Below are 25762 nucleotides of genomic sequence, written 5' to 3'. Positions count from 1 at the left end.
CGGACCGGCAGGGCAAGCAGACGGAGACATCTGGAGGTGTGCGCGATGCTCAGTGAACGCAGGCTTCAGGTGCTGCGCGCCATCGTCCAGGACTACGTCGGCACCGAGGAGCCGGTGGGCTCCAAGGCCCTCACCGAGCGGCACAACCTCGGCGTCTCCCCGGCCACCGTCCGCAACGACATGGCGGCCCTCGAGGACGAGGGGTACATCGCCCAGCCGCACACCAGTGCCGGGCGCATCCCCACCGACAAGGGCTACCGGCTGTTCGTCGACAAGCTCGCCGGCGTCAAGCCGATGACCGCGCCCGAGCGGCGCGCGATCCAGAACTTCCTCGAGGGCGCGGTCGACCTCGACGACGTCGTGGCGCGTACGGTACGGCTGCTCGCGCAGCTCACGCGTCAGGTCGCCGTCGTGCAGTACCCGTCGCTGACCCGTTCGACCGTGCGGCACGTGGAGTTGCTCTCCCTCGCGCCCGCGCGGGTGATGCTCGTGCTGATCACGGACACCGGGCGGGTCGAGCAGCGCGTGGTCGACTGCCCGGCGCCCTTCGGTGACGCCTCGCTCGCGGATCTGCGCGCGCGCCTCAACAGCCGTGTGGCGAACCGCCGTTTCGCGGATGTGCCGAGTCTGGTGGAGGATCTCCCCGAGGCGTTCGAGCTCGAGGACCGGGGTACGGTCTCCACGGTGCTCTCCGCGCTTCTGGAAACCCTCGTCGAGGAGAACGAGGAGCGGCTGATGATCGGCGGCACCGCCAATCTGACCCGCTTCGGTCATGACTTCCCCCTCACGATCCGGCCGGTGCTGGAGGCGCTCGAGGAGCAGGTCGTGCTCCTCAAGCTGCTCGGCGAGGCGAAGGATCCGGGCGTGACCGTACGGATCGGTCACGAGAACGCCCACGAAGGACTCAACTCCACGTCCGTCGTGTCGGTCGGCTACGGTTCGGGCGGCGAGGCAGTCGCCAAGCTCGGCGTGGTCGGACCGACCCGCATGGACTACCCGGGAACGATGGGAGCGGTACGCGCAGTGGCACGGTACGTCGGACAGATCCTGGCGGAGTCGTAGTGGCCACGGACTACTACGCCGTACTCGGCGTGCGCCGCGACGCGTCGCAGGAAGAGATCAAGAAGGCCTTCCGGCGGCTCGCGCGCGAGCTGCACCCGGACGTCAACCCCGATCCGAAGACCCAGGAGCGGTTCAAGGAGATCAACGCCGCCTACGAGGTGCTGTCGGACCCGCAGAAGAAGCAGGTCTACGACCTCGGCGGCGACCCGCTCTCGCAGGCCGGCGGCGGTGGCGCGGGCGGCTTCGGAGCCGGTGGCTTCGGGAACTTCTCGGACATCATGGACGCCTTCTTCGGCACGGCGTCGCAGCGCGGACCGCGCTCGCGCACCCGCCGGGGCCAGGACGCCATGATCCGTATCGAGGTCGAGCTCGACGAGGCGGCCTTCGGCACAACCAAGGACATCCAGGTCGACACGGCCGTCGTCTGCAACACCTGCAACGGCGAGGGCGCGGCGCCGGGCACCTCCGCCCAGACGTGCGACATGTGCCGCGGCCGCGGTGAGGTCTCGCAGGTGACCCGGTCCTTCCTGGGCCAGGTCATGACCTCCCGCCCCTGCCCCCAGTGCCAGGGCTTCGGCACGGTCGTCCCGACCCCGTGCCCGGAGTGCGCGGGCGACGGCCGGGTCCGCTCCCGCCGCACGCTCACGGTCAAGATCCCGGCCGGTGTCGACAACGGCACGCGCATCCAGCTCGCCGGCGAGGGCGAGGTCGGCCCCGGCGGCGGTCCCGCCGGTGACCTCTACGTCGAGATCCACGAGCTGCCGCACAGCACGTTCCAGCGGCGCGGCGACGACCTGCACTGCACGGTGACGATCCCCATGACGGCGGCGGCCCTCGGCACCAAGGTGCCGCTGGAGACGCTCGACGGCATGGAGGAGGTCGACATCCGCCCGGGCACCCAGTCCGGCCAGTCGATCCCGCTGCACGGCCGGGGCGTCACGCACCTGCGCGGCGGCGGACGCGGCGACCTCATCGTCCACGTCGAGGTCCAGACCCCGACCAAGCTCGACCCCGAGCAGGAGCGCCTGCTGCGCGAGCTGTCCAAGCTGCGGGGCGAGGAGCGACCGACGGGGCAGTTCCAGCCTGGGCAGCAGGGGCTGTTCTCGCGGTTGAAGGATGCGTTCAACGGGCGCTGACGCGGGCGGTTGGACTGTTGCCTGGGGTCCGGGGATTGTCCCCGGGCAGGCACAGTCAGCCCGGGCAGCAGGGGCTGTTCTCGCGGTTGAAGGATGCGTTCAACGGGCGCTGAGCGGCGCCTGTGACGGGTGCCGGTGGGGTGCCTCCCGGGTGACCGGAGGCGCTTGTTCCTCTGGTCTATGCCAGTGGGCAGGCCGGTTTAGGGGTTGTCCGGAGGACGTGACAACATGCCGTCATGTCCTCCGCACTGACCGATCTCTTCCCCCACCCGATCGTGCAGGCCCCCATGGCGGGCGGCGTCTCCGTACCGAAGCTGGCCGCCGCCGTGTGCGAAGCGGGCGGGCTGGGATTCCTCGCCGCCGGCTACAAGACCGCCGACGGGATGTACCAGGAGATCAAGCAGCTCCGGAGCCTCACCGGCAGGCCCTTCGGCGTCAACGTCTTCATGCCGCAGCCGGAGTACCCCGGTGCAAGCACCGGCTCCACCGGAGCGGCCGGCGCCGCGCTCCCTTATGCCGCCGCCGTCGACGTCTACGCCCATCAGCTGGCCGGCGAGGCCACCTGGTACGAGGCCGAGCTCGGCGACGCGGACAGCGGACGTGACGACGGCTTCGAGGCCAAACTCGTGGTGCTGCGCGACAACCCGGTACCGGTCGTGTCGTTCCACTTCGGCGTGCCGAGCCGGGAGGTCGTCGACGCGCTGCACCGCGTCGGCACCTTCGTCCTGGCCACCGCGACCACCCCCGACGAGGCCCGGGCCGTGGAGCGGGCAGGCGCGGACGGGGTCATCGCCCAGGGCGTCGAGGCCGGCGGTCATCAGGGCACGCACCGGGACATCCCCGAGACGGACGGCTCCGGTCTCGGACTGCTGTCGCTGATCGCCCAGGTCCGCGAGGCCGTGAGCATCCCGATCGTCGCCGCCGGCGGCATCATGCGCGGCGGCCAGATCGCCGCTGTCCTCGCCGCGGGCGCGAGCGCGGCCCAGCTGGGCACCGCCTTCCTCGCCACGGCCGAGTCGGGGGCGCACGCCCTGCACAAGCAGGCGCTGACCAACCCCCTGTTCGTGCGCACGGAGTTGACCCGGGCGTTCTCCGGGCGGCCCGCGCGCGGCCTCGTCAACCGGTTCCTGCGGGAACACGGCCCGTACGCGCCCGCCGCCTACCCCGAGATCCACCACCTCACCGCGCCGCTGCGCAAGGCCGCCGCCAAGGCCGGCGACGCGCAGGGCATGGCGCTGTGGGCCGGGCAGGGGCACCGGATGGCGCGGGACCTGCCCGCCGGGCAGCTGGTGGAGGTGCTGGCCGGGGAACTGGCCGCCGCCCGGGCGTCGTTGACGAGCGGGGGCGCGCTGTGACCGCGCCGGTGTTCGTGGCCGAGGACTTCACCGCGGGCGGTGACGGCCGGTACGTCCTGGACGGGCCGGAGGGGCGGCACGCCGTCTCCGTGAAGCGGCTGCGCGCCGGTGAGGACGTCGTCCTCACGGACGGGGCCGGCCGCTGGGCGGACTGCGTCGTGCTCGACACGGAGGGCAAGGACCGGCTGGTCCTCCGGCTGGAGGCGGTGCACGAGGAGCCCGCGGAGCAGCCCCGGGTCACCGTCGTCCAGGCACTGCCCAAGGGCGACCGGGGAGAGCTCGCCGTCGAGACGATGACCGAGGTCGGCGTCGACGCGATCGTCCCCTGGGCGGCGGCGCGCTGCATCACGCAGTGGAAGGGCGAGCGCGGGGCGAAGGCGCTGGGCAAGTGGCGGGCGACGGCCCGGGAGGCCGGCAAGCAGTCCCGCCGGGTGCGCTTCCCCGAGGTCGCCGAGGCGGCCACGAGCCGGCAGGTCGCCGCCCTGCTGGCCGGAGCGGAGTTCGCCGCCGTGCTGCACGAGAGCGGGGACACCCCCCTGGCCACCGCCGAGCTGCCGGCCACCGGCGAGATCGTGCTGGTCGTGGGGCCCGAGGGGGGCGTGGCGCCGGAGGAGCTGGCGCTGTTCGAGGAGGCGGGGGCGAAGGCCTACCGTCTCGGACGCAGTGTGCTGCGCACCTCGACCGCCGGGACGGCCGCCGCGGCCGTACTCCTGGCCCGCACCGGACGCTGGTCCTGATCCCTTGAGGGCGACGAACCGGGGTGACACGGTGCTGCGCGGCCCCGTGCCCATGACGGACCGTACGCGGGTGACGCATCTCAAGGACGCCGAGGGCGACTTGGTGGAGTTTCAGGAGTGGCTGCCGCCGCGCGGCTGACGCCTTTGCGCCCTACCGCGCGGCCCCCGACAGTGGCAGGCTCCCCTCCATGGGGGCTTCGAGGAGTCATCGGTGGGTGCCGCGCGGGCGGCGCGCCGCGCTCGCGGCGACGTTCGCCGTGGTGGCGGTGGGCGGCGCCGTCGCCTGCGAACCGGGCAGCGTCAGCGCCGCGTCCGTCGCGTACACCACCGACGAGACCGTGACCAAGGAACTCAACCGGCAGAAGGCGGGGGTGCGATGGCTCACCTGCACCGCCTCCTACGGGCAGAACGGCGGCACGTCGTCGCCCTCGGCGCGTGAGCGGACCGTCGCCACCGTCGACTGCGAGGGCGAGACCGACGACGGCAAGGACATCACCGTCGACGGCAAGGTCACCCACGCGGTGGACGGCGCCTGCGTACGCGGGAACATCACCGCCAAGGTGGACGGCAAGGTGTGGTTCCAGGTCGACGGCCTCGGCGACTGCAACTCCAGCACCCCGCCCCCCGTCGGCGGGCCGGCGAACGGACAGCCCGGGCCGACCGTCACGGTGACCGTCACCCAGACCATCTGGTGCGAGCGGTACCCGGACTGCCGCCCTGTCGAGGGCAAGTGATCCGAACCCTGTCCGTGCGGCGGCGTCCCTGCATAGGGTGATCAGGTGACATCGCCTGCTTACCTCCGGTTCCCCCATGTGCACGGCGACCTGGTCGCCTTCACCGCCGAGGACGACGTGTGGCTCGCTCCACTCGACGGCGGCCGGGCCTGGCGGGTCAGCGCCGACAACATGCCGGTGACCCAGCCCCGCATCTCGCCCGACGGCACCACCGTCGCCTGGACCTCCGGCCGGGACGGCGCCCCCGAGGTGTTCATCGCCCCGGTCGACGGCGGCCCCGCCAAGCGGCTGACGTACTGGGGGAGTCCCAAGACGCAGGTGCGCGGCTGGACCCCGGACGGCGAGGTGCTGGCGATCAGCGCCCACGGGGAGGCCAGCCTGCGCCGCACCTGGGCGCGTGCGGTCCCGCTGGACGGCGGCCCGGCCACCACCCTGCCGTACGGGCCGGTCGGCGACGTCGCCCACGGCCCGCACACGGTGCTGCTGTCGGCGCCCATGGGGCGCGAGGCGGCCTGGTGGAAGCGGTACCGCGGCGGCACGGCGGGCAAGCTGTGGATCGACCGCGAGGACGACGGCGAGTTCGTGCGGCTGCACGAGGACATCGACGGCAACCTCGAACACCCGCTGTGGGTGGGGGACCGGATCGGTTTCCTCTCCGACCACGAGGGCACCGGAGCGCTCTACTCCTCCCTCGCCGACGGGTCCGACCTGCGCCGCCACACCCCCCTCGACGGCTTCTACGCCCGGCACGCCGCGACCGACGGCACCCGCGTCGTCTACTCCAGCGCCGGTGAGCTGTGGATCCTGGACGACCTGGACGGGGCCGAGCCGCGGCGGCTGGAGGTGCGGCTGGGCGGACAGCGCGTCGATCTCCAGCCGTTCCCGGTGAACGCCTCCCGCTGGTTCGGCTCGGCCTCCCCGGACCACACCGCACGCGGCAGCGCGGTCGCCGTACGCGGCTCCGTGCACTGGGTCACCCACCGCTCCGGCCCGGCCCGGGCGCTGGCCGCGACCCCGGGCGTACGGGCCCGGCTGCCGCGGACGTTCCGCGCGGACGGCGAGCAGTGGGTGGTGTGGGTGACCGACGCCGAGGGCGACGACGCCCTGGAGTTCGCGCCCGCCACCGGACTCGCCCCGGGCGCGACCCCCCGCCGCATCGCCGCCGGGCAGCTCGGCCGGGTGCTGGACCTCGCCATGGCGCCCGACGGCAGCCGCGCGGCCGTGTCCTGCCACGACGGACGCCTGCTGCTGGTGGAGCGGGAGACGGGCGAGGTGCGCGAGGTCGACCGCAGCGCGGACGGCGACGTGTCGGGCCTGGTCTTCTCACCCGACTCGTCCTGGCTGGCCTGGTCCCACCCCGGCCCCCGGCCCCTGTGCCAGCTGAAACTCGCCAACACCACCGACCTGTCGGTCACCGAGGCCACCCCGCTGCGCTTCCAGGACTACGCGCCCGCCTTCACGATGGACGGCAAGCACCTCGCGTTCCTGTCGACCCGCTCCTTCGACCCGGTCTACGACGAGCACGTCTTCGACCTCGCGTTCGTGGTGGGCGCCCGGCCGCACCTGATCACCCTCGCGGCCACCACGCCCTCCCCGTTCGGGCCGCAGCGGCACGGCCGGTCCTTCGAGACGCCCGACCGGGAGGAGACCCCCGACAGCGAGGGCACCCCCACCACCCGCATCGACCTCGAAGGCCTCGCCGACCGCATCGTGCCCTTCCCGGTCGAGGCCGCCCGGTACACCAACCTGCGGGCCGCGAAGGACGGCGTCCTGTGGCTGCGCCACCCGGTCGCCGGTGTGCTCGGCGCGTCCCGGGCCACCCCGGACGACCCCGACCCCAAGTCCGAGCTGGAGCGCTACGACCTCGCCCAGCAGCGTCTGGAGCATCTCGCCGTGGACGCCGACCACTTCGCGGTCAGCGGCGACGGCAAGCGGGTACTGCTGTGGACCGACGGACGGCTGAAGGTCGTCCCCAGCGACCGGCGCGCCTCCGGCGACGACGACAGCGACTCCAACATCACCGTCGACCTGGGCCGCGTGCGCCAGTTCGTCGACCCGGCGGCCGAGTGGCGCCAGATGTTCGAGGAGAACGGCCGCATCATGCGCGACCACTTCTGGCGGCCCGACATGAGCGGCGTCGACTGGGACGGCGTCCTCGACCGCTACCGCCCCGTCGTGGAGCGGCTCGCCACCCACGACGACCTGGTCGACCTGCTGTGGGAGGTCCAGGGCGAACTGGGCACCTCGCACGCCTACGTCATCCCGCGCGGCGGCCACGGCCACGGCCCCCGCCAGGGACTGCTCGGCGCGGACATCTCCCGTCACGAGGACGGCAGTTGGCGCGTCGACCGGATCCTGCCCTCCGAGACGTCCGACCCGGACGCCCGCAGCCCGCTGGCCGCGCCGGGCGTGGCGGTGCGTCCCGGGGACGCCATCGTCGCGGTCGCCGGGCAGCCGGTCGACCCGGTTCTCGGCCCCGGCCCGCTGCTGGTCGGCACCGCGAACAAGCCGGTGGAGCTGACCGTCTCCCCGTCGGGCGGCGGCGACCCCCGGCACGCCGTCGTCGTCCCGGTCGCCGACGAGGAACCCCTGCGCTACCACGCCTGGGTCGCCGACCGGCGCGCCTACGTCCACGAGAAGTCCGGCGGCCGCCTCGGCTACCTCCACGTCCCCGACATGCAGGCCCCCGGCTGGGCCCAGATCCACCGCGACCTGCGCGTCGAGGTCGCCCGCGAGGGCCTGGTCGTCGACGTCCGCGAGAACCGCGGCGGTCACACCTCCCAGCTGGTCGTCGAGAAGCTGGCCCGCCGCATCGTCGGCTGGGCCGTCCCGCGCGGCATGCGCCCCTACAGCTACCCGGAGGACGCCCCGCGCGGCCCCGTCGTGGCCGTCGCCAACGAGTTCTCCGGCTCCGACGGCGACATCGTCAACGCGGCGATCAAGGCCCTGGGCCTCGGCCCGGTCGTCGGCACCCGCACCTGGGGCGGCGTCATCGGCATCGACAGCCGCTACCGCCTGGTCGACGGCACCCTGGTCACCCAGCCCAAGTACGCCTTCTGGCTGGAGGGCTACGCATGGGGAGTGGAGAACCACGGCGTGGACCCGGACGTGGAGGTCGTGCAACGCCCGCAGGACCACGCCGCGGGGAGGGACCCCCAACTGGACGAGGCCATCAGGCTGGCGTTGGAGGCCCTGGAGTCCAGTCCGGCGAAGACGCCCCCGGCTGTGCCAACCCTCTAGGGGCGCGGGGCTGCATCGAATGTGCGGCTCCGCCGCGTGGGCGCGACCAGCCCGAACGCACCCGCACCCGACGACGATACGATGCCGTCGGCACCACAACGCCCGAACTTCGGAGGTAACCGCATGGCCGGGGAACCCCAGGACGACTGCCTGTTCTGCAAGATCGTCGCCGGCACCATCCCGGCGACCATCGTGCGGGAGACGGAGACGACCGTCGCGTTCCGCGACATCAACCCCCAGGCTCCCATCCACGTCCTGATCATCCCCAAGGCGCACTACGAGAACGCCGCCGCCCTCGCCGCCGCCGACCCGGCCCTGACCGCCGACGTGGTCCGCGAGGCCCAGGCCGTGGCGGACGAGGAGAAGCTCGACAGCTACCGCCTCGTCTTCAACACCGGCAGCGGCGCCGGCCAGACGGTCTGGCACGTGCACGGCCACCTGCTCGGCGGCCGCGGCCTCGAATGGCCCCCCGGGTAGTCCGCCTTGTCCGTACGTGAACTCGTGGTCCTCGGCACCGCCAGCCAGGTCCCGACCCGGCACCGCAACCACAACGGCTACCTGCTGCGGTGGGACGGCGAGGGCATCCTGTTCGATCCCGGCGAGGGCACGCAGCGTCAGATGCTGCGCGCCGGGGTCGCCGCGCACGACCTGAACCGGATCTGCGTCACGCACTTCCACGGCGACCACTCGCTGGGCCTGGCCGGTGTGATCCAGCGCATCAACCTCGACAAGGTCCCGCACGAGATCACCGCCCACTACCCGCGCTCCGGGCAGCGCTTCTTCGACCGGCTCCGGTACGCCACCGCCTACCGCGAGACCGTCGGCGTCACCGAGGCCCCGGTCGCCGCGGACGGGCCCCTCGCCCGCACGGACGGGTACACGCTCGAAGCGCGGAAGCTGTCGCACCCGGTGGAGTCGTACGGCTACCGGATCGTCGAGCCCGACGGCCGCCGCATGCTGCCCGAGCGGCTCGCCGCGCACGGCATCAAGGGTCCGGACGTGGGCCGGATCCAGCGTGAGGGAGCGCTCGGCGGGGTCTCGCTGGACGACGTCAGCGAGACGCGGCGCGGGCAGCGGTTCGCGTTCGTCATGGACACCCGGCTCTGCGACGGCGTGCACGCGCTCGCCGAGGGCTGCGACATGCTCGTCATCGAGTCGACCTTCCTCGACGAGGACGAGGAACTCGCCGTCGAGCACGGCCACCTGACGGCCGCTCAGGCAGCGCGCGTGGCCCGGGACGGCGGCGTGCGGCACCTGGTGCTGACCCACTTCAGCCAGCGTTACACGGATGCGGACGAGTTCGAGCGGCAGGCCCGGGCCGCCGGGTACGAGGGTGAGCTGACCGTGGCCCACGATCTACTGAGGGTGCCGGTTCCGAAGCGTCGGTGAAACAGCCGTACGATGAATTGATGCCCCTCCCCAAAGCCGAACTGCACCTTCACATCGAAGGCACCCTGGAACCGGAGCTCGCCTTCGAGCTCGCCGCGCGCAACGGCGTCACCCTGCCGTACGCCGACACCGACGAGCTGCGCGAGGCCTACCGGTTCGAGGACCTGCAGTCCTTCCTGAACCTGTACTACGAGCTCATGGCCGTCCTGCGCACCGAGCGGGACTTCGAGGACCTGGCGAACGCCTATCTCGCCCGGGCCGCCGCGCAGGGCGTGCGGCACGCGGAGATCTTCTTCGACCCGCAGGCCCACACCGGCCGCGGCCTGGACATCGGCACGGTCGTCGAGGGGCTGTGGCGGGCGCTGGGCGGCAGCGAGGCCAACCACGGCGTCTCGACCCGGCTGATCCTGTGCTTCCTGCGCGACGAGCCCGCCGAATCGGCCCTGGCCACGCTGGACGCGGCCAAGCCCTACCTGGACCGGATCACCGGCGTCGGCCTCGACTCCGCCGAGGTCGGGCACCCGCCGGTGAAGTTCCGCGAGGTCTACGAGGCCGCCGCCGCGCTCGGTCTGCGCAGGGTCGCCCACGCCGGTGAGGAGGGCCCGCCGGAGTACATCACCGAGGCGCTGGACGTCCTCGGCGTGGAGCGGGTCGACCACGGGCTGCGCTGCGTCGAGGACCCGGCGCTGGTGGAGCGGCTGGTGCGCGACCGGGTGCCGCTGACCCTGTGCCCGCTGTCCAACGTCCGGCTGCGCACGGTCGACACCCTCGCCGACCACCCGCTGCCCGCGATGCTGGACGCCGGCCTGATGTGCACGGTCAACTCCGACGACCCGGCCTACTTCGGTGGCTACGCCGGTGACAACTTCGACGCCGTGCGCACCACCCTCGGCCTCACCGAGGAACGGCTGCGCGAGCTCGCCCGCAACTCCTTCCTCGCCTCCTTCCTGGAGGACGACGAGGAGCTGCGGGCCCGCTACCTGGCCGAGGTGGAGGCCTACACCTTCGGGTAGCTCCGGGACCGGCCGGCTCCGGGCGGGTCTCAGAAGACCTCCGACCCCGCCTTGCCGTAGGCACGCTGGGCGGGGACGGCCGGGGTCTCGACGGGGATCTCCACCACCGGCTGCTCCGGGGCGCCGATCTCGGGGACCGCGCCGGTGGGCGTGCCCGTGGCGGCGGCGACCAGGGCGGCCGGGTGCCCGCCGCGGCGGCGGATCGCGCCGGGCAGCAGCGGACGTCCGCCGGTGTGCAGGGCGACGGCGGTCATCGGCAGGGCGATCACGAGCAGGCCCGCGCCGAGGACCGCGCCCATGGCCGGGAAACCGGCCTGCGCCGACAGCACGCTCCCGGTCAGCGGCCCGGCGGCGGTGCCCAGCGAGGACGCCGAGCCGACCAGCACCGCCCAGCGGCCGCGCGGGTCGAGCGAGGCGGCGAGGCCGATGAGGTACGACAGCACCACCGGGTAGAGCGTGTTCCAGGCGATCTCGCCGGCCGCGAAGCTCCCCAGGTCGGTCGCGGAGGCACTGAGCGCGATGCAGGCGGCGATGAGCACGGTGCCGCCGCCGATGGGTATCGCGCGTCCGAGCCGGGCCCCGAGCGCGCCGGCCGCGAGGACCCCGGCCAGGCCGGCGCCGAGGCCGAGCGCGAAGACGACACCGACGGTGGCCTCGCCGAGGTGCACCTGTTCGAGGCCGATCCGGCCGCTCACGCCCCACAGCGAGTTCTGGGCGAGCGACCAGCACACCATGGCGGCGGCCAGCAGCAGTCCCGAACGGGCGTGCGGCAGCCGGGCGTTGTCGTGCCGGGTGGGCGCGACGGGGGCGCCGACGGGCAGCCGGCCGGTGAGCGGCCAGACCATGAGCGCGGTGAGGGCGATCGCGGCCAGCGGCAGACCGTGCCCCGGGCCGAGGTGCGGCACCGTCAGATACACGGCGCCCGCGAGGGCGGAGACGCTGAGCAGCCCGGCCGTGGAAGCCCGGTGCGGATCGCGCTCACCGGCGATGAGGGTGGCCGCGACGGTGGTGGCCGTGCCGGAGCCGAACCCGCCGACGATCGCGCCGGCGACGACGGCGGGGACCGAGGTGGTCAGGGCGGCACCGCCGTAGCCCAGCAGGGCCAGGGCGAGGCCGAGCCGGGCGAGGGTGCGGGCCCCGGCCCGTTCGACCCGGGAGGCCAGGGTGAACCCGGCGGCGGCCGAACTCAGCAGCAGGGCACTGCCGACGGCTCCGGCCTGCGTGGCGGAGAGCGGAAGGTCCGAATCGAGCCTGCCCACGGTGGTGGGCAGCAGATACGGAGCGAGGTACCCGGCCGTGAAAAGGGCGACGAGGGGCCAGGGAGTGGTGCGGGGGGCGAACACGGGCGTTCCCAGGGCATGCGAAAGGAGCGGGGAAAAAGGGGGAGGGGCGACGACCGTCGACGGACAGGAACGCGCGAGCAATTTGTATCAAGCACGTAGTCACCCACGGGAGCCCGGGGTGTGTGATCTGGAGCACGTTGCGTTTGGGGTGGTGAAGCCCGGGTAAATGAGCGCCATTCCCCGGGTGGCCAGCGTATTTCCGCCATCGCCGACGGGTGCCGCCGGCCGACGATGGCGCGGCCGCACGGGTGGTTGACGTTCTCATGGCCGACCAGCATTCTCATATGTGGATTGCAACTGTGGATTGCACCTCTATGAGGAGACGGACTTCGTGGACCTCGCCATCACCGACGTACGCCTGACGCCGATCCTGGTCGCCGACCCGCCGCTGCTGAACACACAGGGTGTGCACCAGCCGTACACTCCCCGGCTGATCGTCGAGGTCGTCACCGCCGACGGCGTCACCGGCGTGGGGGAGACCTACGGCGACGCCAAGTACCTCGAACTGGCCGTGCCGTTCGCCGAGCGGCTGAAGGGACGCCGGGTCAGCGATCTGAACGGCCTGCTCACGGTCGCCGACCAGGTCGCGGTGGACGCCTCCCGCGTCGAGAACGCCGTCGACGTCGGCGGGCTGCGCGGTGTCCAGACCGCCGACAAACTGCGGCTGTCCGTCGTCTCCGGCTTCGAGGTCGCCTGCCTGGACGCCCTCGGCAAGACGCTCGGGCTGCCCGTGCACGCGCTGCTCGGCGGCAAGGTGCGCGACTCCGTCGAGTACAGCGCCTACCTGTTCTACAAATGGGGTGACCACCCCGAGGGCGTGCCGGCCGAGAAGGACGACTGGGGCGCCGCCCTCGACCCGGCCGGAGTGGTCGAGCAGGCCCGCCGCTTCACGGAGCGCTACGGCTTCACCTCCTTCAAGCTCAAGGGCGGTGTCTTCCCGCCCGAGGAGGAGATCGCGGCGATCAAGGCCCTCGCCGAGGCCTTCCCCGGGCATCCGCTGCGGCTCGACCCCAACGGCGCCTGGTCCGTCGAGACGTCCGTGAAGGTCGCCCAGGAGCTCGGGGACGTCCTGGAGTACCTGGAGGACCCGGCGCTCGGCACCCCCGCCATGGCCGAGGTCGCCGAGCGCACCGGGGTACCGCTCGCCACCAACATGTGCGTGACGACGTTCGCCGAGATCCCTGAGGCCTTCACCAGGGGCGCCGTCCAGGTGGCCCTCTCCGACCACCACTACTGGGGCGGTCTGCGCGCCACCCAGCAGCTCGCCGCGATCTGCCGCACCTTCGGGGTCGGCGTGTCGATGCACTCCAACACCCATCTCGGCATCTCGCTCGCCGCGATGACCCACGTCGCGGCCACCGTCCCGAACCTCCACCACGCCTGCGACTCCCACTACCCCTGGCAGTCCGAGGACGTCCTCACCGAACGACTCGCCTTCGACGGCGGCCGGGTCACCGTCTCCGACGCGCCCGGCCTCGGCGTGGAACTCGACCGCGAGCGGCTGGCCGCACTGCACCGGCGGTGGCTGGACGACGACGGCGCCCTGCGCGACCGCGACGACGCGGCGGCGATGCGGACCACCGACCCGGACTGGGTGACACCCGCGATGCCCCGCTGGTAAGGCCCAGCCGAGGCCGGTACGGGGGGCGTACGAGGGCCTCGCGCGCGCTGACGGGGCGGGTGGGGACGGCGTGATCGGCGGCACGCCGCCGGTGATGTGGTGCAGACTGGCCTGATCCGCACCACGTCAGGGAGCGCATCGTGACCGCGTCCACCGCCCCGGCCGGAAAGGGCCCGGCCGGAACGGGATCGCACCGCCAGAGCCAGGTCGATCCTCTCGCCCCGCTGCGCACACCGGACGACCCGCCCTGGGACGTCTACCTCACGGGCACCGTCTTCCTGGACATCATCTTCACCGGCCTCGACTCCGCCCCGGTGCGCGGGACGGAGTCGTGGGCGCGCGGCATGGGGTCGAGTCCCGGCGGCGTCGCCAACATGGCGACGGCCCTGGCCCGCCTCGGACTGCGCACGTCCCTCGCGGCGGCCTTCGGCGACGACCACTACGGCGACTACTGCTGGGACGCCCTGGAACACGGCGAGGGCATCGACCTCTCTCCGTCGCGCACCGTGCCCGGCTGGCACTCCCCGGTGACCGTCTCCATGGCCTACGAGGGCGAGCGCACGATGGTCTCGCACGGCCATGAGCCGCCCCCGGAGGAGCCCGCCCCCGCGTGCCCGCCCCGCGCCCGGGCCGCCGTCGCCTCCCTCGCGCCCGGCGTGAGCGCCCCCTGGATCGCCCAGGCCGCGAGCAACGGCACCCGGGTCTTCGGCGACGTCGGCTGGGACGACACCGGCGCGTGGGACCTGGCCGGCCTGCCCGACCTGCGGCACTGCGAGGCGTTCCTGCCCAACGCGGAGGAGGCCATGCGGTACACGGGCGCGGACTCCCCCCGGGCGGCGGCGCACGCCCTGACCGAGTACGTGCCGCTCGCGGTGGTCACCCTCGGGGCCGACGGGGCCTACGCGGTGGACCGGCGGACGGGGGAGACGGCCGAGGTGCCGGCCATCGCCGTCGAGGCGCTCGACCCGACCGGGGCCGGAGACGTGTTCGTCGCCGGGTTCGTCGCCGGGACCCTGGCCGACTGGCCGCTCGCGGACCGGCTGGCGTTCGCGGGTCTCACGGCGGCGTTGTCGGTGCAGGAGTTCGGGGGGTCGCTGTCGGCGCCGGGGTGGTCGGAGATCGCGGCGTGGTGGCGGAAGGTGCAGTCGGTCGCGGAGCAGTCGCCTGCGGCGCTGGAGCGGTACGGGTTCCTGGCCGGGCTGGTGTCCGGGGAGTTGGTGAGGCCCTGGCCGTTGCGGCGTGCCGTCCCCACGATCGGCTTCCGCCGCTCGGCATGACCCCCAGCCCCACCAGGGGGCTCCGCCCCCTGGACCCCCGGGCCTATGCCCACCCACCACCCGCCCCTGTCGGCCAGCAAGTGCCGTCGCCCCCGAAGCCGTCGGCCGGGCAGTGCCGTCACCCCCGAAGCCGTCGGCCAGCAACTGCCGTCGCCCCCGAAGCCGTCGGCCAGCAAGTTCTCTTGTCTTCGATGCGGTCCGGCCGGTGTCTCTCTCGGCCCCCGTTTCCCGGCCCACCGCCAAAACCCCTACGGCGTTGTCACTCCCCCGTCGTACCCTGGGAATCGCGAGGCCGCCCTCAGCTACGCGGCCGTGACGAGGAGGAACCGCAGGCCTTCAGCGCCGGCCCATGACTCAATCATCGACAGCTCACACCCCCGCGCAGGAGCAGGCGAGAGCACAGCTCACCGTCCCCGCCCAGCACCCCATGGTGACCGTTCTGGGCTCCGGCGACTCCCTCCTGCGCGTGATCGAGAAGGCCTTCCCGGCGGCCGACATCCACGTCCGGGGCAACGAGATCAGCGCGGTCGGCGACCCGACGGACGTCGCCCTCATTTCGCGCGTGTTCGACGAGATGATGCTGGTGCTCCGCACCGGGCAGCCGATGACGGAGGACGCAGTGGAACGCTCGATCGCCATGCTCAAGGCGAGCGACAACGGCGAGAGCGACGGCCAGGAGACCCCGGCCCAGGTGCTCACGCAGAACATCCTGTCCTCGCGCGGCCGCACCATCCGCCCCAAGACGCTCAACCAGAAGCGCTACGTCGACGCCATCGACAAGCACACGATCGTCTTCGGCATCGGCCCCGCCGGCACCGGAAAGACGTACCTGGCGATGGCCAAGGCGGTGCAGGCCCTGCAGTCCAAGCAGGTCAACCGCATCATCCTGACCCGCCCGGCGGTCGAGGCCGGCGAGCGGCTCGGGTTCCTCCCGGGCACGCTCTACGAGAAGATCGACCCGTACCTGCGCCCGCTCTACGACGCGCTGCACGACATGCTCGACCCGGACTCGATCCCGCGGCTGATGGCGGCGGGCACCATCGAGGTCGCGCCGCTGGCGTACATGAGGGGCCGTACGCTCAATGACGCCTTCATCATCCTGGACGAGGCCCAGAACACGAGCCCCGAGCAGATGAAGATGTTCCTCACCCGCCTCGGCTTCGACTCGAAGATCGTGATCACGGGTGACGTGACGCAGGTCGACCTCCCCGACGGGACGAAGAGCGGTCTGCGGCAGGTGCAGGACATCCTGGACGGCGTCGAGGACGTGCACTTCTCCCGGCTGTCGTCGCAGGACGTGGTCCGGCACAAGCTGGTGGGCCGTATCGTCGACGCGTACGAGAAGTACGACACCACGCACGGCACCCAGAACGGCACGCACAAGGGCCGCGGCAAGTCCGGGCACAAGGGGAAGTAGACACACACAGCACCATGTCGATCGACGTCAACAACGAGTCCGGCACCGAGGTCGACGAGCAGGCGATCCTCGACATCGCCCGCTACGCGCTCGCCAGGATGCGCATCCACCCGCTCTCCGAGCTCTCGGTGATCGTCGTGGACGCCGACGCCATGGAGCAGCTCCACATCCAGTGGATGGACCTCCCCGGCCCGACGGATGTCATGTCCTTCCCCATGGACGAGCTGCGTCCGCCCTCCAAGGACGACGACGAACCGCCCCAGGGCCTGCTCGGCGACATCGTGCTGTGCCCCGAGGTCGCCGAGAAGCAGGGCAAGGACGCGGAGACGCAGCACACCATGGACGAGGAGCTCCAGCTGCTCACCGTCCATGGCGTGCTGCACCTGCTGGGCTACGACCACGAGGAACCGGACGAGAAGGCCGAGATGTTCGGCCTCCAGGCGGCCATCGTGGACGGCTGGCGCGCGGAGCGGGGCCTGACCGGCCCGTCCCCGGCGCCGACGGTCTCGTAACGCCCGCCGATGAGCCCTCAACTCGCCCTGGGTGCCATCGCCCTGGTCGTCGTGGCCTGGCTCGCCGCCTGCGCGGAGGCGGGCCTCGCGCGCGTCTCCAGCTTCCGCGCCGAGGAGGCCGTGCGCTCCGGCCGCCGCGGCAGCGCCAAGCTCTCCCAGGTCGCCGCCGACCCCACCCGCTACCTGAACGTGGCGCTGCTGGTCCGCGTCGCCAGCGAGATGGCCGCCGCCGCGCTGATCACCTACGGCTGCCTGCAGGAGTTCGACGGCACCAGCGAGGCCCTCCTGGTCGCCATCGCGGTCATGGTCCTCGTGTCGTACGTCGCCGTCGGCGTCTCCCCGCGCACCATCGGCCGCCAGCACCCGCTGAGCACCGCCACGGTCTCCGCGTACGTCCTGGTGCCGCTGGCCCGGATCATGGGCCCGATCCCGTCGCTGCTGATCCTCATCGGCAACGCGCTCACCCCCGGCAAGGGCTTCCGCCGCGGTCCCTTCGCCTCCGAGGCGGAGCTGCGCGCCCTGGTCGACCTGGCCGAGAAGGAGTCGCTCATCGAGGACGAGGAGCGCCGCATGGTGCACTCCGTCTTCGAGCTGGGCGACACCCTGGTGCGCGAGGTCATGGTCCCGCGCACGGACCTGGTCGTCATCGAACGGTTCAAGACCATCCGCCAGGCCCTCACCCTCGCCCTGCGCTCCGGCTTCTCGCGCATCCCGGTGACCGGGGAGAGCGAGGACGACATCGTCGGCATCGTGTATCTGAAGGACCTGGTCCGAAGGACGCACATCAGCCGCGACGCCGAGTCCGAGCTGGTGTCCACGGCCATGCGCCCCGCGGTCTTCGTGCCCGACACCAAGAACGCCGGCGACCTGCTGCGCGAGATGCAGAAGGAACGCAACCACGTCGCCGTCGTCATCGACGAGTACGGCGGCACCGCCGGCATCGTCACCATCGAGGACATCCTCGAGGAGATCGTCGGCGAGATCACCGACGAGTACGACCGTGAGCTGCCACCCGTCGAGGAGCTCGGCGAGGACCGCTTCCGGGTCACGGCCCGCCTCGACATCAGCGACCTGGGCGAGCTGTACGGCCTGGAGGAGTTCGACGACGAGGACGTCGAGACGGTCGGCGGGCTGCTGGCCAAGGCCTTGGGCCGGGTCCCGATCGCGGGTGCCTCGTCCGTCGTGGACCTGCCCGACGGCCGGAAGCTGCGCCTGACCGCGGAGGCGGCGGCCGGCCGCCGGAACAAGATCGTGACGGTGCTGGCGGAGCCGGTGGCCCCGGCGGAGCCGGACGAGGAGGAGAAGCCGGAGTGACCCCGCAGGAACTGCGCGCGTTCTGCCTGTCCTTCAACGGGGCGGTGGAGGACTTCCCGTTCAGCCCGGAGGTCTCGGTCTTCAAGGTGGGCGGAAAGCTCTTCGCCCTGTCGTTCCTCGACGCGCGCCCCCTGACGGTCAACCTCAAGTGCGACCCCGACGAGGCCGTCCGCCTCCGCGGCGAGCACGAGGGCCTCGTCGTCCCCGGCTGGCACATGAACAAGCGCCACTGGAACACCGTCACGGTCGACGGCGGGCTCCCCGACCGGCTGGTCCGGGAGCTCATCGAGGACTCCTACGACCTGGTCGTCGCAGGTCTGCCCCGGGCGGAGCGCCTGCGCCTCGACCGGCCCTGAGACGGGGCCGGGGCGGACGCTCCGTATGCTCGGATCATGACCGACAGCAGCGCGCTCGACCCCGAGGACCGCAAGATCGTCACCCTGGCCCGTTCGGCCCGGGCCCGCAACGGCGTGCCCGAGGGCGCGGCCGTACGCGACGAGACCGGACGCACCTATGTCGCGGCCACCGTGGCCCTCGACTCCCTGAAGCTCAGTGCCCTGCAGACGGCGGTGGCGATGGCGGTGGCCTCGGGTGCGACGTCCCTGGAGGCGGCGGCGGTCGTGACGGAGGCGGAGACCGCCTCCGACGCGGACCGGGCGGCCGTACGGGACCTCGGTGGCGGTGAGACGCCGGTGCTGGTGGCGGGGCCCGACGGAACGGTCCGCACCACCGTCACCGCCGGCTGAACACCGCTGTGACCGGCGGTGAGCAGGCCGGCTCGATCGCGTCCACGCTCACCCTGGTGAGGAGCGGCGGCGGTACCGTCGACTTCACCGGTACGGAGAACCCGGCGATGGCCGCCGGTGCCCCCGTCGAGGTCGGCCCCCTCGGCGGCACCGTGGCCTCCGGCGACCGCCTGGAGGCCTTCGGCGGCTCCCTGCGGATGACCGTCTTCGGTATCACCCTCACCTGCACGGCGACCGGGCCGCAGTCACCCGGCCCGGTCGTGTTCGACTGAGCCCGGCCGCGAGCGCGGCCCCGGTGTCAGAGCGCGTCGGGGCCGCGCTCGCCCGTCCGCACCCGCACGACCGTGTCGACGGGCAGCGCCCACACCTTGCCGTCGCCGATCTTGCCCGTGTGCGCGGCCTTCACGACCGCGTCGATGACCTCCTCGGCCACCGCGTCCTCGACGACGACCTCGATCCGGACCTTCGGCACCAGGTCCACCTGGTACTCGGCCCCGCGGTACACCTCGGTGTGGCCGCGCTGCCGGCCGTAGCCGCTGGCCTCGCTCACGGTCAGACCGTGCACGCCGAGTTCCTGAAGGGCGTTCTTGACCTCGTCGAGGCGGTACGGCTTGACGATCGCGGTGATGAGCTTCATGCCTGGGGGGTGACCTTCTGGGCGGGGGAGAGGACGGAGGAGGAGACCGGGGCGCCGTGGCCCAGGACCCCGTGATCGTAGGCCGTCTCGGCGTGCACCGTAAGGTCCAGGCCGGTCTGCTCCTGCTCCTCGCTCGCGCGCAGGCCCATCGTGGCGTCGATCAGCCGGCCGATCCCGTACGTCACCCCGAACGCGTACGCCGCCACCACGACCACCGCCACCAGCTGCCTGCCGAGCTGGCCGAGCCCGCCGCCGTAGAGCAGGCCCTCGGCGCCGCCGGTCATCGACTCCACGGCGAAGACACCGATGAGGAGCGTGCCGATGACCCCGCCCACCAGGTGGACGCCGACGACGTCCAGGGAGTCGTCGTAGTTCAGCTTGAACTTCCAGCTCACGGCGTACGAGCAGACGACACCGGCCGCGAGGCCCACGACCAGTGCGCCGAGCAGGGAGACGGACCCGCAGGACGGGGTGATGGCGACCAGGCCCGCGACCGCGCCGGACGCGGCACCCAGGGTGGTGGGGTGGCCGTCGCGCTTCTGCTCCACGAAGAGCCAGCCGAGCAGGCCCGTGCAGCCCGCGGCGAGGGTGTTGAGGAACGCGGCGGCCGCGAGGCCGTTGGCGCCGAGCGCGGAGCCGGCGTTGAAGCCGAACCAGCCGAACCAGAGCAGACCGGCGCCCAGCATCACCATGGGCAGGTTGTGCGGGCGCATGGCGTCCTTCTTGAAGCCCATGCGCGGGCCCAGGACCAGGCACAGCGCCAGCCCCGAGGCGCCGGAGACGATCTCCACGGGCAGCCCGCCCGCGAAGTCCAGGGCGCCCAGGCGGTCCAGGATCCAGCCGCCCGGGCCCCACACCCAGTGCGCGACCGGGACGTATACGAGCAGCGCCCACACCGGCACGAAGACCAGCCAGGCGCCGAACTTCGCCCGGTCCGCGACGGCACCGCTGACCAGCGCGGCCGTGATGATCGCGAAGGTGAGCTGGAAGGTGGCGAAGAGGACGGTGGGGACCGTGCCCTGGACGCTGTCCGGGCCGAGGCCGCTCATCCCGGCGTGCTCCAGTCCGCCGATGAGACCGCCGACGGCGTCCTCGCCGAAGGCGAGCGAGTAGCCGGCCGCCAGCCACACCACCGTCACCAGGGCGATCGAGACGAAGCTCATCATCAGCATGTTGAGGACGCTCTTCGTGCGGACCATGCCGCCGTAGAAGAGGGCCAGGCCCGGGGTCATCAGCAGGACGAGGGCGGTGGCGGCGAGCAGCCAGGCGGTGTCGCCGGTGTCGGCGTGTGCGGCGGCCAGAGGCACGGTGTCTCCAACAGGTGGGGGCTCCGGGGGCTCGTCAGAGATTCACCGGCCTGCGTTTCCGGTTGCGTACGGGTGTGTTTCCGTGACGTTTCGTTGCGTGAGGGTTTCGGGAAGCTCACCACGGCCGTCCGGTGCGGGGCGGCTCCGGGGATCAGGGACAATGGGCGCCATGAGCGTTCGTACCCAGTCATCCGAAGAGCCGGCCGGAGCTGTCCACAGGGCTGGCTTCGCCTGCTTCGTGGGCCGCCCCAACGCGGGCAAGTCCACCCTCACGAACGCTCTGGTCGGCCAGAAGGTGGCGATCACGGCGAACCAGCCGCAGACGACGCGGCACACCGTGCGGGGCATCGTGCACCGCCCGGACGCCCAGCTGATCCTGGTCGACACCCCCGGGCTGCACAAGCCGCGCACCCTGCTGGGCGAGCGGCTCAACGACGTGGTGCGCACGACGTGGGCCGAGGTCGACGTGATCGGCTTCTGTCTGCCGGCGAACGAGAAGCTCGGCCCCGGCGACCGTTTCATCGCCAAGGAACTGGCGTCCATCAAGAAGACGCCGAAGATCGCGATCGTGACGAAGACCGACCTGGTGGACGGCAAGACGCTCGCCGAGCAGCTCATCGCGATCGACCAGCTCGGCAAGGAGCTCGGCTTCGAGTGGGCGGAGATCGTCCCGGTGTCGGCGGTCGCCGACCAGCAGGTGGGCCTGCTGGCCGACCTGATCGTCCCGCTCCTGCCGGAGGGGCCGGCGCTGTACCCGGACGGGGAGCTCACCGACGAGCCCGAGCAGGTCATGATCGCGGAGCTGATCCGCGAGGCCGCGCTGGAGGGCGTGCGCGACGAGCTGCCGCACTCCATCGCCGTCGTCGTCGAGGAGATGCTCCCGCGCGAGGACCGCCCCGCCGACAAGCCCCTCCTCGACATCCACGCCTTCGTCTACATCGAGCGCCCCAGCCAGAAGGGCATCATCATCGGCCCCAAGGGCAAGCGCCTGAAGGAGGTCGGCATCAAGTCCCGCAAGCAGATCGAGGCCCTGCTCGGCACTCCCGTCTTCCTCGACCTGCATGTGAAGGTGGCGAAGGACTGGCAGCGTGATCCGCGGCAGTTGCGGAAGCTGGGGTTCTGAGGGGCTTCGGGGCCGGTGGGGGCGTGGGGTGGTGTGGCATGTCGGGGCACCCGCCGCGCGGCGGTAGCCGCATGTCGATGCGGTCTCGACCTGCATGTGAAGGTGGCGAAGGACTGGCAGTGTGATCCGCGGCAGTTGCGGAAGCTGGGGTTCTGACGGGGGCTCCCGCTAGAGGGCCGCGGGGAGGCTCGCCCACACCGCGTTGCCGCCGGTGAGGGTCGAGCGGGTGATGCCCCACACGTCGGCCATCTCCCGTACGAGCAGCAGGCCGCGGCCGCCCTCGTCGTCGGGGCCGGGGCAGCGGTCGGGGATGCGGCGGCCCGTGCGGTCGCCGTCGTGCACCTCCAGCCGGAAGCGCGCGTCCGTCATCAGCTGGACCCCGCACAGGATCCGTTCGCTCAGCGTGTGCAGCACGGCGTTGGTCACCAGCTCGGACACGAGCAGCACCGCGTTCGCACAGAGCTCGTCGGGAATGTGCCACGCGTCCAGCCGTGCGCGCATGGCGTGGCGGGCGACCCGGACGCTGGTCCGCTGCGGTGGCAGCTCCAGCCAGTCGGTGCGGTCCGGGCGTACCGCGTCCAGGAACCGTGGGGTGGGTGTCGTGTGGGGGGACACGGCGATCGCCTTCCGTGGGGGGTGGGCGCAATCATGGAAGGGATGAGCGGACAACGGACCGGCCCGGTGGGGGAGTTGCTGCTTCCGCAAGCCTGGTCACACACGTCATCATGCTCGCAGAGCTGTTCACGCTGCAACCATCTGCCCCGGCAGATCTGACGGGCCCTCTCCTGCCGGACCTGCCGGACCTGCCGGAGCCCGGCGTCACCGTGGGTGTCGAGCCGTGCGGCGCTGCGCCTCCAGCAGTTCCCGGTACCACTGGTAGGACGCCTTGGGGGTCCGCTCCAGGGTGTCGAAGTCGACGTGGACCAGGCCGAAGCGGCGTGTGTAGCCCTCCGCCCACTCGAAGTTGTCGAGCAGGGACCACACGAAGTAGCCGCGCACGTCGACGCCCGCCTCCACCGCCCGGTGCAGGGCCCGGACGTGGCCGTCCAGGTAGGCGATGCGGTCCTGGTCGTCGACGCCGGGGTACGAGCAGCCGTTCTCGGTGATGACCACGGGCGGGAGCCGGTCGCCGTAGCGGTCGCGGAAGGCGGTGAGGAGCTCGGTGAGGCCCTCGGGGACGACCGGCCAGCCGAAGTCCGTGACCGGACGTCCCTCGATCTCCCGCACGGAGAAGGGCAGTTCGGCGGGCATGGTAATACCGCCGAACTCGATCTGTGCGCCCTGCGGAGCACCCACCCGGGTCGGCGCGTAGTAGTTGACGCCGTACCAGTCGAGCGGTTCGGCGATCACCTCGAGGTCCGCCTCCACCTCGCCCGGCATCAGGTCGCCGATGCCGTCCGGGTACCGCCCCAGCAGCAGCGGGTCCGCGAACAGGCGGTTCAGCAGCAGGTCGTAGAAGTCCGCGGCCTCCACGTCCGCCGCCTCGGCCGACGCCGGCCAGGTCGGGCCGTGCGAGTTGGCGACGCCGATGTCCGTGGCACCCGAGGCGCGCAGGGCCCGGACGGCCAGGCCGTGGGCGAGCAACTGGTGGTGGGCCGCCGGCAGCGCGTCGAACAGCAGTCGCTTGCCCGGTGCGTGCACGCCCAGGGCGTGGCCCAGCAGGGTGTGCTCGGCGGGCTCGTTCAGGGTGATCCACTTCGTCACCCGGTCGCCGAGGCGGCCGGCGACCGCCGAGACGTACGCGGCGAAGTGCTCGGCGGTGTCCCGCTCCAGCCAGTCCAGGTCGGTCGGCAGGTCCCAGTGGAACAGGGTCGGCACCGGGCGGATCCCCGCCGCGCACAGGTCGTCGACCAGCCGGTCGTAGAAGTCCAGGCCCTTCTCGGAGCGCACCCGCGGCCACGAGACCGAGAAGCGGTAGGCGTTCACGCCGAGGCCGGCCAGCAGGGCCACGTCCTCGTGGTGGCGGTGGACGTGGTCGCAGGCGACCGCGGCCGTCGAGCCGTCCTTCACATGCCCCGGCGTGGCCGTGAAGGCGTCCCAGACGGACGGCTCGCGCTCGTTCGCGCCGCCCTCGATCTGGTGCGCGGAGGTGGACACGCCCCAGAGGAAGCCGTCCGGGAAGCGGGGGATCGGGTTGCCTGCGTCAGTCGCCATGCGCCGGATCATCCGTACCGGCGGTAACGGAAGTCAACGGCCCGGTGGGAACTGCCCGTCAAGCGCCTTCCTTCAGTACTTTCGAGATCAGCCTGCGCTGCTCGTCCGTCAGCCGGGGGTCCGCGCAGTACACGGTCTTCCCGTCCACCGTGAGCTGGTAGGCGAACCCGTCCGGGACCCCGAGCGGAGGCGTGCTCCGCCCGGCGGCCACAGCCTGATCGGCCAGGGCGTGCCACTCCGCGGCATCGGGCCGGTCCGCGGTGTCCACCTCGGCGTACCGCTCGATGCCCGCGAACCCGCCCGTGCGCCTCACCTGAATCCGCATGGCACCTGTCTAGTACGGAACTACAGGGTCCGCACCCCGACCTGCTCCCAGGCCTTGGAGACGGCGTCCAGCTCCTCCCCGTCGCCGAAGCGCTCCCGGGCGGCCTTCACGGTGAGCGTGGCGAAGTCGGTGAACATCGCCTCCTGCTTCAGCTCGCCGCCGGTCAGGACGTCGTACCAGACTTGCCCGGCCCGTTCCCAGGCGTGGCCGCCGAGGGCCGTGGCCGCGAGGTAGAAGGCGTGGTTCGGGATGCCGGAGTTGATGTGAACACCGCCATTGTCGCGGCCGGTGCGCACGAAGTCGTCCATGGTCGCCGGCTGCGGGTCCTTGCCGAGGACGTCGTCGTCGTACGCCGTGCCCGGCGCTTTCATGGAGCGCAGCGCCGTGCCCGTCACCCGCGGGGCGAGCAGGCCCGCGCCGATCAGCCAGTCGGCCTCGGCGGCCGTCTGGCCGAGGGTGTACTGCTTGATCATCGCGCCGAAGACGTCCGACAGGGACTCGTTGAGCGCGCCGGGCTGGCCGAAGTAGGTGAGGTTGGCCGTGTACTGCGTGACGCCGTGCGCGAGTTCGTGGCCGATGACGTCGATCGGGATGGTGAAGTCGAGGAAGATCTCCCCGTCCCCGTCCCCGAAGACCATCTGCTCGCCGTTCCAGAAGGCGTTGTTGTAGTCCCGGTCGTAGTGCACCGTCGCGTTCAGCGGCAGGCCCCCGCCGTCGATCGAATCGCGCCCGTAGGCCTGGAGGAACAGCTCGAAGGTGGCGCCGAGACCGGCGTAGGCGCGGTTGACGGTGGCGTCCTTGCCGGGCTTGTCGCCCTCGCCGCGGACCTTGTGGCCGGGCAGGTCGGTGCCGTGCCGGGCGTCGTGGACGGTGCGCCGCGGCTTGCCGTCGGCGACCGCGGCGACGGCGGCGGCGCCGATGACCGTGGTGAGGCGGCGCTGGGTGCGCTCGAAGGCGTCGCGCTGCAGGGTGCGGCGGGCGGGGCCGGCGAGTGCGGGGTCCTCGGCCTGGGCGAGTCTGTCGAGGACGTGGGGCGGAACGATGGTGCAGAAGACGGGCTCGAAGCCCCCGTGAGTCGTCATGCCCGGCACCCTTGCACTGAGTGACGAGACTGTCACTAGTCGCCACCATGATTGGTGAAATACCGGGACAACGACCCTCACGCTCTGTGCAGAGTGCTATGGCGCAGTGGTGTAGCGCACTTTTTGTCCCGTTTGGGCGTACCGTCCCGCATACTGATACGACCCCACGCGCCGGGGAGAGGCTCGGCTAGCATGCTGCGCATCATGCGTTTCGGGCTGCTTCTCCTTAGCTGCCGCG

At 72.1% G+C, this 25762-nt stretch carries 26 protein-coding genes; 19 read left to right on the top strand and 7 right to left on the bottom strand.

Going from position 1 to position 25762, the window contains the following annotated elements; all coding sequences use genetic code 11:
- The first annotated feature begins 45 nt into the window (after nt 1-45).
- From hrcA to ACFV20_RS15225, 10 genes are all read left to right on the top strand, one after another.
- Nucleotides 46-1062, top strand: a complete 1017-nt coding sequence (gene hrcA / locus ACFV20_RS15270; protein WP_366709274.1) for a heat-inducible transcriptional repressor HrcA — start codon at nt 46-48, stop codon at nt 1060-1062.
- A complete protein-coding gene (gene dnaJ, locus ACFV20_RS15265) occupies nt 1062-2198 on the top strand; it encodes a molecular chaperone DnaJ (RefSeq protein WP_185013342.1) in 1137 nt (378 codons plus the stop codon). The genes hrcA and dnaJ overlap by 1 nt, the downstream gene beginning before the upstream one ends.
- A 236-nt stretch (nt 2199-2434) precedes the next feature.
- Nucleotides 2435-3553 (top strand): nitronate monooxygenase, encoded by a 1119-nt coding sequence (locus ACFV20_RS15260; protein WP_385656421.1) that lies wholly within the window; start codon nt 2435-2437, stop codon nt 3551-3553.
- Nucleotides 3550-4290 (top strand): 16S rRNA (uracil(1498)-N(3))-methyltransferase, encoded by a 741-nt coding sequence (locus ACFV20_RS15255; protein WP_385656420.1) that lies wholly within the window; start codon nt 3550-3552, stop codon nt 4288-4290. Before ACFV20_RS15260 ends, ACFV20_RS15255 begins: the two co-directional genes overlap by 4 nt.
- Nucleotides 4291-4294: 4 nt before the next feature.
- Entirely contained in the window at nt 4295-4429 is a 135-nt protein-coding gene (locus tag ACFV20_RS15250; RefSeq protein ID WP_385656419.1) for a hypothetical protein, read from the top strand.
- 49 nt (nt 4430-4478) lie between these two features.
- Entirely contained in the window at nt 4479-5024 is a 546-nt protein-coding gene (locus tag ACFV20_RS15245) for a hypothetical protein (RefSeq protein WP_385656417.1), read from the top strand.
- A gap of 45 nt (nt 5025-5069) precedes the next feature.
- The gene (locus ACFV20_RS15240) at nt 5070-8264 is read left to right on the top strand and encodes a S41 family peptidase (protein WP_385656415.1); all 3195 of its coding nucleotides are present in this window, start codon (nt 5070-5072) and stop codon (nt 8262-8264) included.
- 123 nt (nt 8265-8387) lie between these two features.
- Nucleotides 8388-8741, top strand: coding sequence for a histidine triad nucleotide-binding protein (locus tag ACFV20_RS15235; RefSeq protein WP_385656413.1), 354 nt, complete (start codon nt 8388-8390; stop codon nt 8739-8741).
- 6 nt (nt 8742-8747) lie between these two features.
- Nucleotides 8748-9653 carry a ribonuclease Z gene (locus tag ACFV20_RS15230; protein ID WP_385656411.1) on the top strand — a complete coding sequence of 302 codons (906 nt, stop codon included), beginning with the start codon at nt 8748-8750 and terminating at the stop codon, nt 9651-9653.
- Between the two features lie 20 nt (nt 9654-9673).
- A complete protein-coding gene (locus ACFV20_RS15225; protein ID WP_385656408.1) occupies nt 9674-10666 on the top strand; it encodes an adenosine deaminase in 993 nt (330 codons plus the stop codon).
- 29 nt (nt 10667-10695) lie between these two features.
- Here the strand turns inward: ACFV20_RS15225 and ACFV20_RS15220 are convergent, their stop codons facing one another.
- A complete protein-coding gene (locus ACFV20_RS15220) occupies nt 10696-12009 on the bottom strand; it encodes an MFS transporter (protein ID WP_385656406.1) in 1314 nt (437 codons plus the stop codon).
- A 331-nt stretch (nt 12010-12340) separates the two neighbouring features.
- On the opposite strand from ACFV20_RS15220, the gene ACFV20_RS15215 reads away from it, so the two are divergent.
- The 8 genes from ACFV20_RS15215 to ACFV20_RS15180 all read left to right on the top strand — a co-directional run bounded on the left by ACFV20_RS15215 (nt 12341) and on the right by ACFV20_RS15180 (nt 19168).
- Entirely contained in the window at nt 12341-13630 is a 1290-nt protein-coding gene (locus ACFV20_RS15215) for a glucarate dehydratase family protein (RefSeq protein WP_385656404.1), read from the top strand.
- Between the two features lie 140 nt (nt 13631-13770).
- The gene (locus ACFV20_RS15210; RefSeq protein ID WP_385656402.1) at nt 13771-14907 is read left to right on the top strand and encodes a carbohydrate kinase family protein; all 1137 of its coding nucleotides are present in this window, start codon (nt 13771-13773) and stop codon (nt 14905-14907) included.
- 349 nt (nt 14908-15256) lie between these two features.
- Nucleotides 15257-16324, top strand: a complete 1068-nt coding sequence (locus tag ACFV20_RS15205; protein ID WP_385656400.1) for a PhoH family protein — start codon at nt 15257-15259, stop codon at nt 16322-16324.
- A 14-nt stretch (nt 16325-16338) separates the two neighbouring features.
- Entirely contained in the window at nt 16339-16836 is a 498-nt protein-coding gene (gene ybeY / locus ACFV20_RS15200; protein ID WP_234846756.1) for an rRNA maturation RNase YbeY, read from the top strand.
- Nucleotides 16837-16845: 9 nt separating this feature from the next.
- Nucleotides 16846-18150, top strand: coding sequence for a hemolysin family protein (locus ACFV20_RS15195; RefSeq protein WP_385656398.1), 1305 nt, complete (start codon nt 16846-16848; stop codon nt 18148-18150).
- Nucleotides 18147-18506: an MmcQ/YjbR family DNA-binding protein gene (locus ACFV20_RS15190; protein WP_385656396.1), complete on the top strand. Its 360-nt coding sequence runs from the start codon at nt 18147-18149 to the stop codon at nt 18504-18506. The genes ACFV20_RS15195 and ACFV20_RS15190 overlap by 4 nt, the downstream gene beginning before the upstream one ends.
- 36 nt (nt 18507-18542) lie before the next feature.
- Nucleotides 18543-18896, top strand: a complete 354-nt coding sequence (locus ACFV20_RS15185) for a cytidine deaminase (protein WP_385656394.1) — start codon at nt 18543-18545, stop codon at nt 18894-18896.
- A gap of 8 nt (nt 18897-18904) precedes the next feature.
- Nucleotides 18905-19168 carry a hypothetical protein gene (locus tag ACFV20_RS15180; protein WP_385656392.1) on the top strand — a complete coding sequence of 88 codons (264 nt, stop codon included), beginning with the start codon at nt 18905-18907 and terminating at the stop codon, nt 19166-19168.
- 26 nt (nt 19169-19194) lie between these two features.
- Here ACFV20_RS15180 and ACFV20_RS15175 read toward each other — a convergent pair whose 3' ends face one another.
- Complete coding sequence (locus ACFV20_RS15175) at nt 19195-19533, bottom strand: P-II family nitrogen regulator (protein ID WP_385656390.1); 339 nt, start codon at nt 19531-19533, stop codon at nt 19195-19197.
- Nucleotides 19530-20840, bottom strand: coding sequence for an ammonium transporter (locus tag ACFV20_RS15170; protein WP_385656388.1), 1311 nt, complete (start codon nt 20838-20840; stop codon nt 19530-19532). Before ACFV20_RS15170 ends, ACFV20_RS15175 begins: the two co-directional genes overlap by 4 nt.
- A 160-nt stretch (nt 20841-21000) precedes the next feature.
- On the opposite strand from ACFV20_RS15170, the gene era reads away from it, so the two are divergent.
- The gene (gene era / locus ACFV20_RS15165; protein WP_385656386.1) at nt 21001-21963 is read left to right on the top strand and encodes a GTPase Era; all 963 of its coding nucleotides are present in this window, start codon (nt 21001-21003) and stop codon (nt 21961-21963) included.
- A 168-nt stretch (nt 21964-22131) separates the two neighbouring features.
- On the opposite strand, the gene ACFV20_RS15160 is transcribed toward era, so the two are convergent.
- The 4 genes from ACFV20_RS15160 to ACFV20_RS15145 all read right to left on the bottom strand — a co-directional run bounded on the left by ACFV20_RS15160 (nt 22132) and on the right by ACFV20_RS15145 (nt 25524).
- Nucleotides 22132-22578, bottom strand: coding sequence for an ATP-binding protein (locus tag ACFV20_RS15160; protein WP_385656384.1), 447 nt, complete (start codon nt 22576-22578; stop codon nt 22132-22134).
- 204 nt (nt 22579-22782) lie between these two features.
- A complete protein-coding gene (locus ACFV20_RS15155) occupies nt 22783-24117 on the bottom strand; it encodes a GH1 family beta-glucosidase (RefSeq protein WP_385656382.1) in 1335 nt (444 codons plus the stop codon).
- Between the two features lie 58 nt (nt 24118-24175).
- Nucleotides 24176-24442 (bottom strand): protealysin inhibitor emfourin, encoded by a 267-nt coding sequence (locus ACFV20_RS15150; RefSeq protein WP_385656380.1) that lies wholly within the window; start codon nt 24440-24442, stop codon nt 24176-24178.
- A gap of 20 nt (nt 24443-24462) precedes the next feature.
- On the bottom strand, nt 24463-25524 hold the full coding sequence (locus tag ACFV20_RS15145) for a M4 family metallopeptidase (RefSeq protein WP_385656378.1): 1062 nt from the start codon (nt 25522-25524) through the stop codon (nt 24463-24465).
- Between the last annotated feature and the right edge of the window lie 238 nt (nt 25525-25762).

The sequence above is a fragment of the Streptomyces sp. NPDC059696 genome (genome assembly GCF_042733745.1).
Classification (GTDB): Bacteria; Actinomycetota; Actinomycetes; order Streptomycetales; family Streptomycetaceae; genus Streptomyces.
This window is presented reverse-complemented; position numbering and strand designations above follow the sequence as displayed.

Excerpts from the sequence above, each read along its gene's own strand:
- hrcA (WP_366709274.1), top strand. The coding sequence starts at position 46 with ATGCTCAGTGAACGCAGGCTTCAGGTGCTGCGCGCCATCGTCCAGGAC.
- ACFV20_RS15260 (WP_385656421.1), top strand. The coding sequence starts at position 2,435 with ATGTCCTCCGCACTGACCGATCTCTTCCCCCACCCGATCGTGCAGGCC.
- ACFV20_RS15245 (WP_385656417.1), top strand. The coding sequence starts at position 4,479 with ATGGGGGCTTCGAGGAGTCATCGGTGGGTGCCGCGCGGGCGGCGCGCC.
- ACFV20_RS15235 (WP_385656413.1), top strand. The coding sequence starts at position 8,388 with ATGGCCGGGGAACCCCAGGACGACTGCCTGTTCTGCAAGATCGTCGCC.
- ACFV20_RS15225 (WP_385656408.1), top strand. The coding sequence starts at position 9,674 with ATGCCCCTCCCCAAAGCCGAACTGCACCTTCACATCGAAGGCACCCTG.
- ACFV20_RS15205 (WP_385656400.1), top strand. The coding sequence starts at position 15,257 with ATGACTCAATCATCGACAGCTCACACCCCCGCGCAGGAGCAGGCGAGA.
- ybeY (WP_234846756.1), top strand. The coding sequence starts at position 16,339 with ATGTCGATCGACGTCAACAACGAGTCCGGCACCGAGGTCGACGAGCAG.
- ACFV20_RS15195 (WP_385656398.1), top strand. The coding sequence starts at position 16,846 with ATGAGCCCTCAACTCGCCCTGGGTGCCATCGCCCTGGTCGTCGTGGCC.
- ACFV20_RS15185 (WP_385656394.1), top strand. The coding sequence starts at position 18,543 with ATGACCGACAGCAGCGCGCTCGACCCCGAGGACCGCAAGATCGTCACC.
- ACFV20_RS15175 (WP_385656390.1), bottom strand. The coding sequence starts at position 19,533 with ATGAAGCTCATCACCGCGATCGTCAAGCCGTACCGCCTCGACGAGGTC.
- era (WP_385656386.1), top strand. The coding sequence starts at position 21,001 with ATGGGCGCCATGAGCGTTCGTACCCAGTCATCCGAAGAGCCGGCCGGA.
- ACFV20_RS15155 (WP_385656382.1), bottom strand. The coding sequence starts at position 24,117 with ATGGCGACTGACGCAGGCAACCCGATCCCCCGCTTCCCGGACGGCTTC.
- ACFV20_RS15150 (WP_385656380.1), bottom strand. The coding sequence starts at position 24,442 with ATGCGGATTCAGGTGAGGCGCACGGGCGGGTTCGCGGGCATCGAGCGG.
- ACFV20_RS15145 (WP_385656378.1), bottom strand. The coding sequence starts at position 25,524 with ATGACGACTCACGGGGGCTTCGAGCCCGTCTTCTGCACCATCGTTCCG.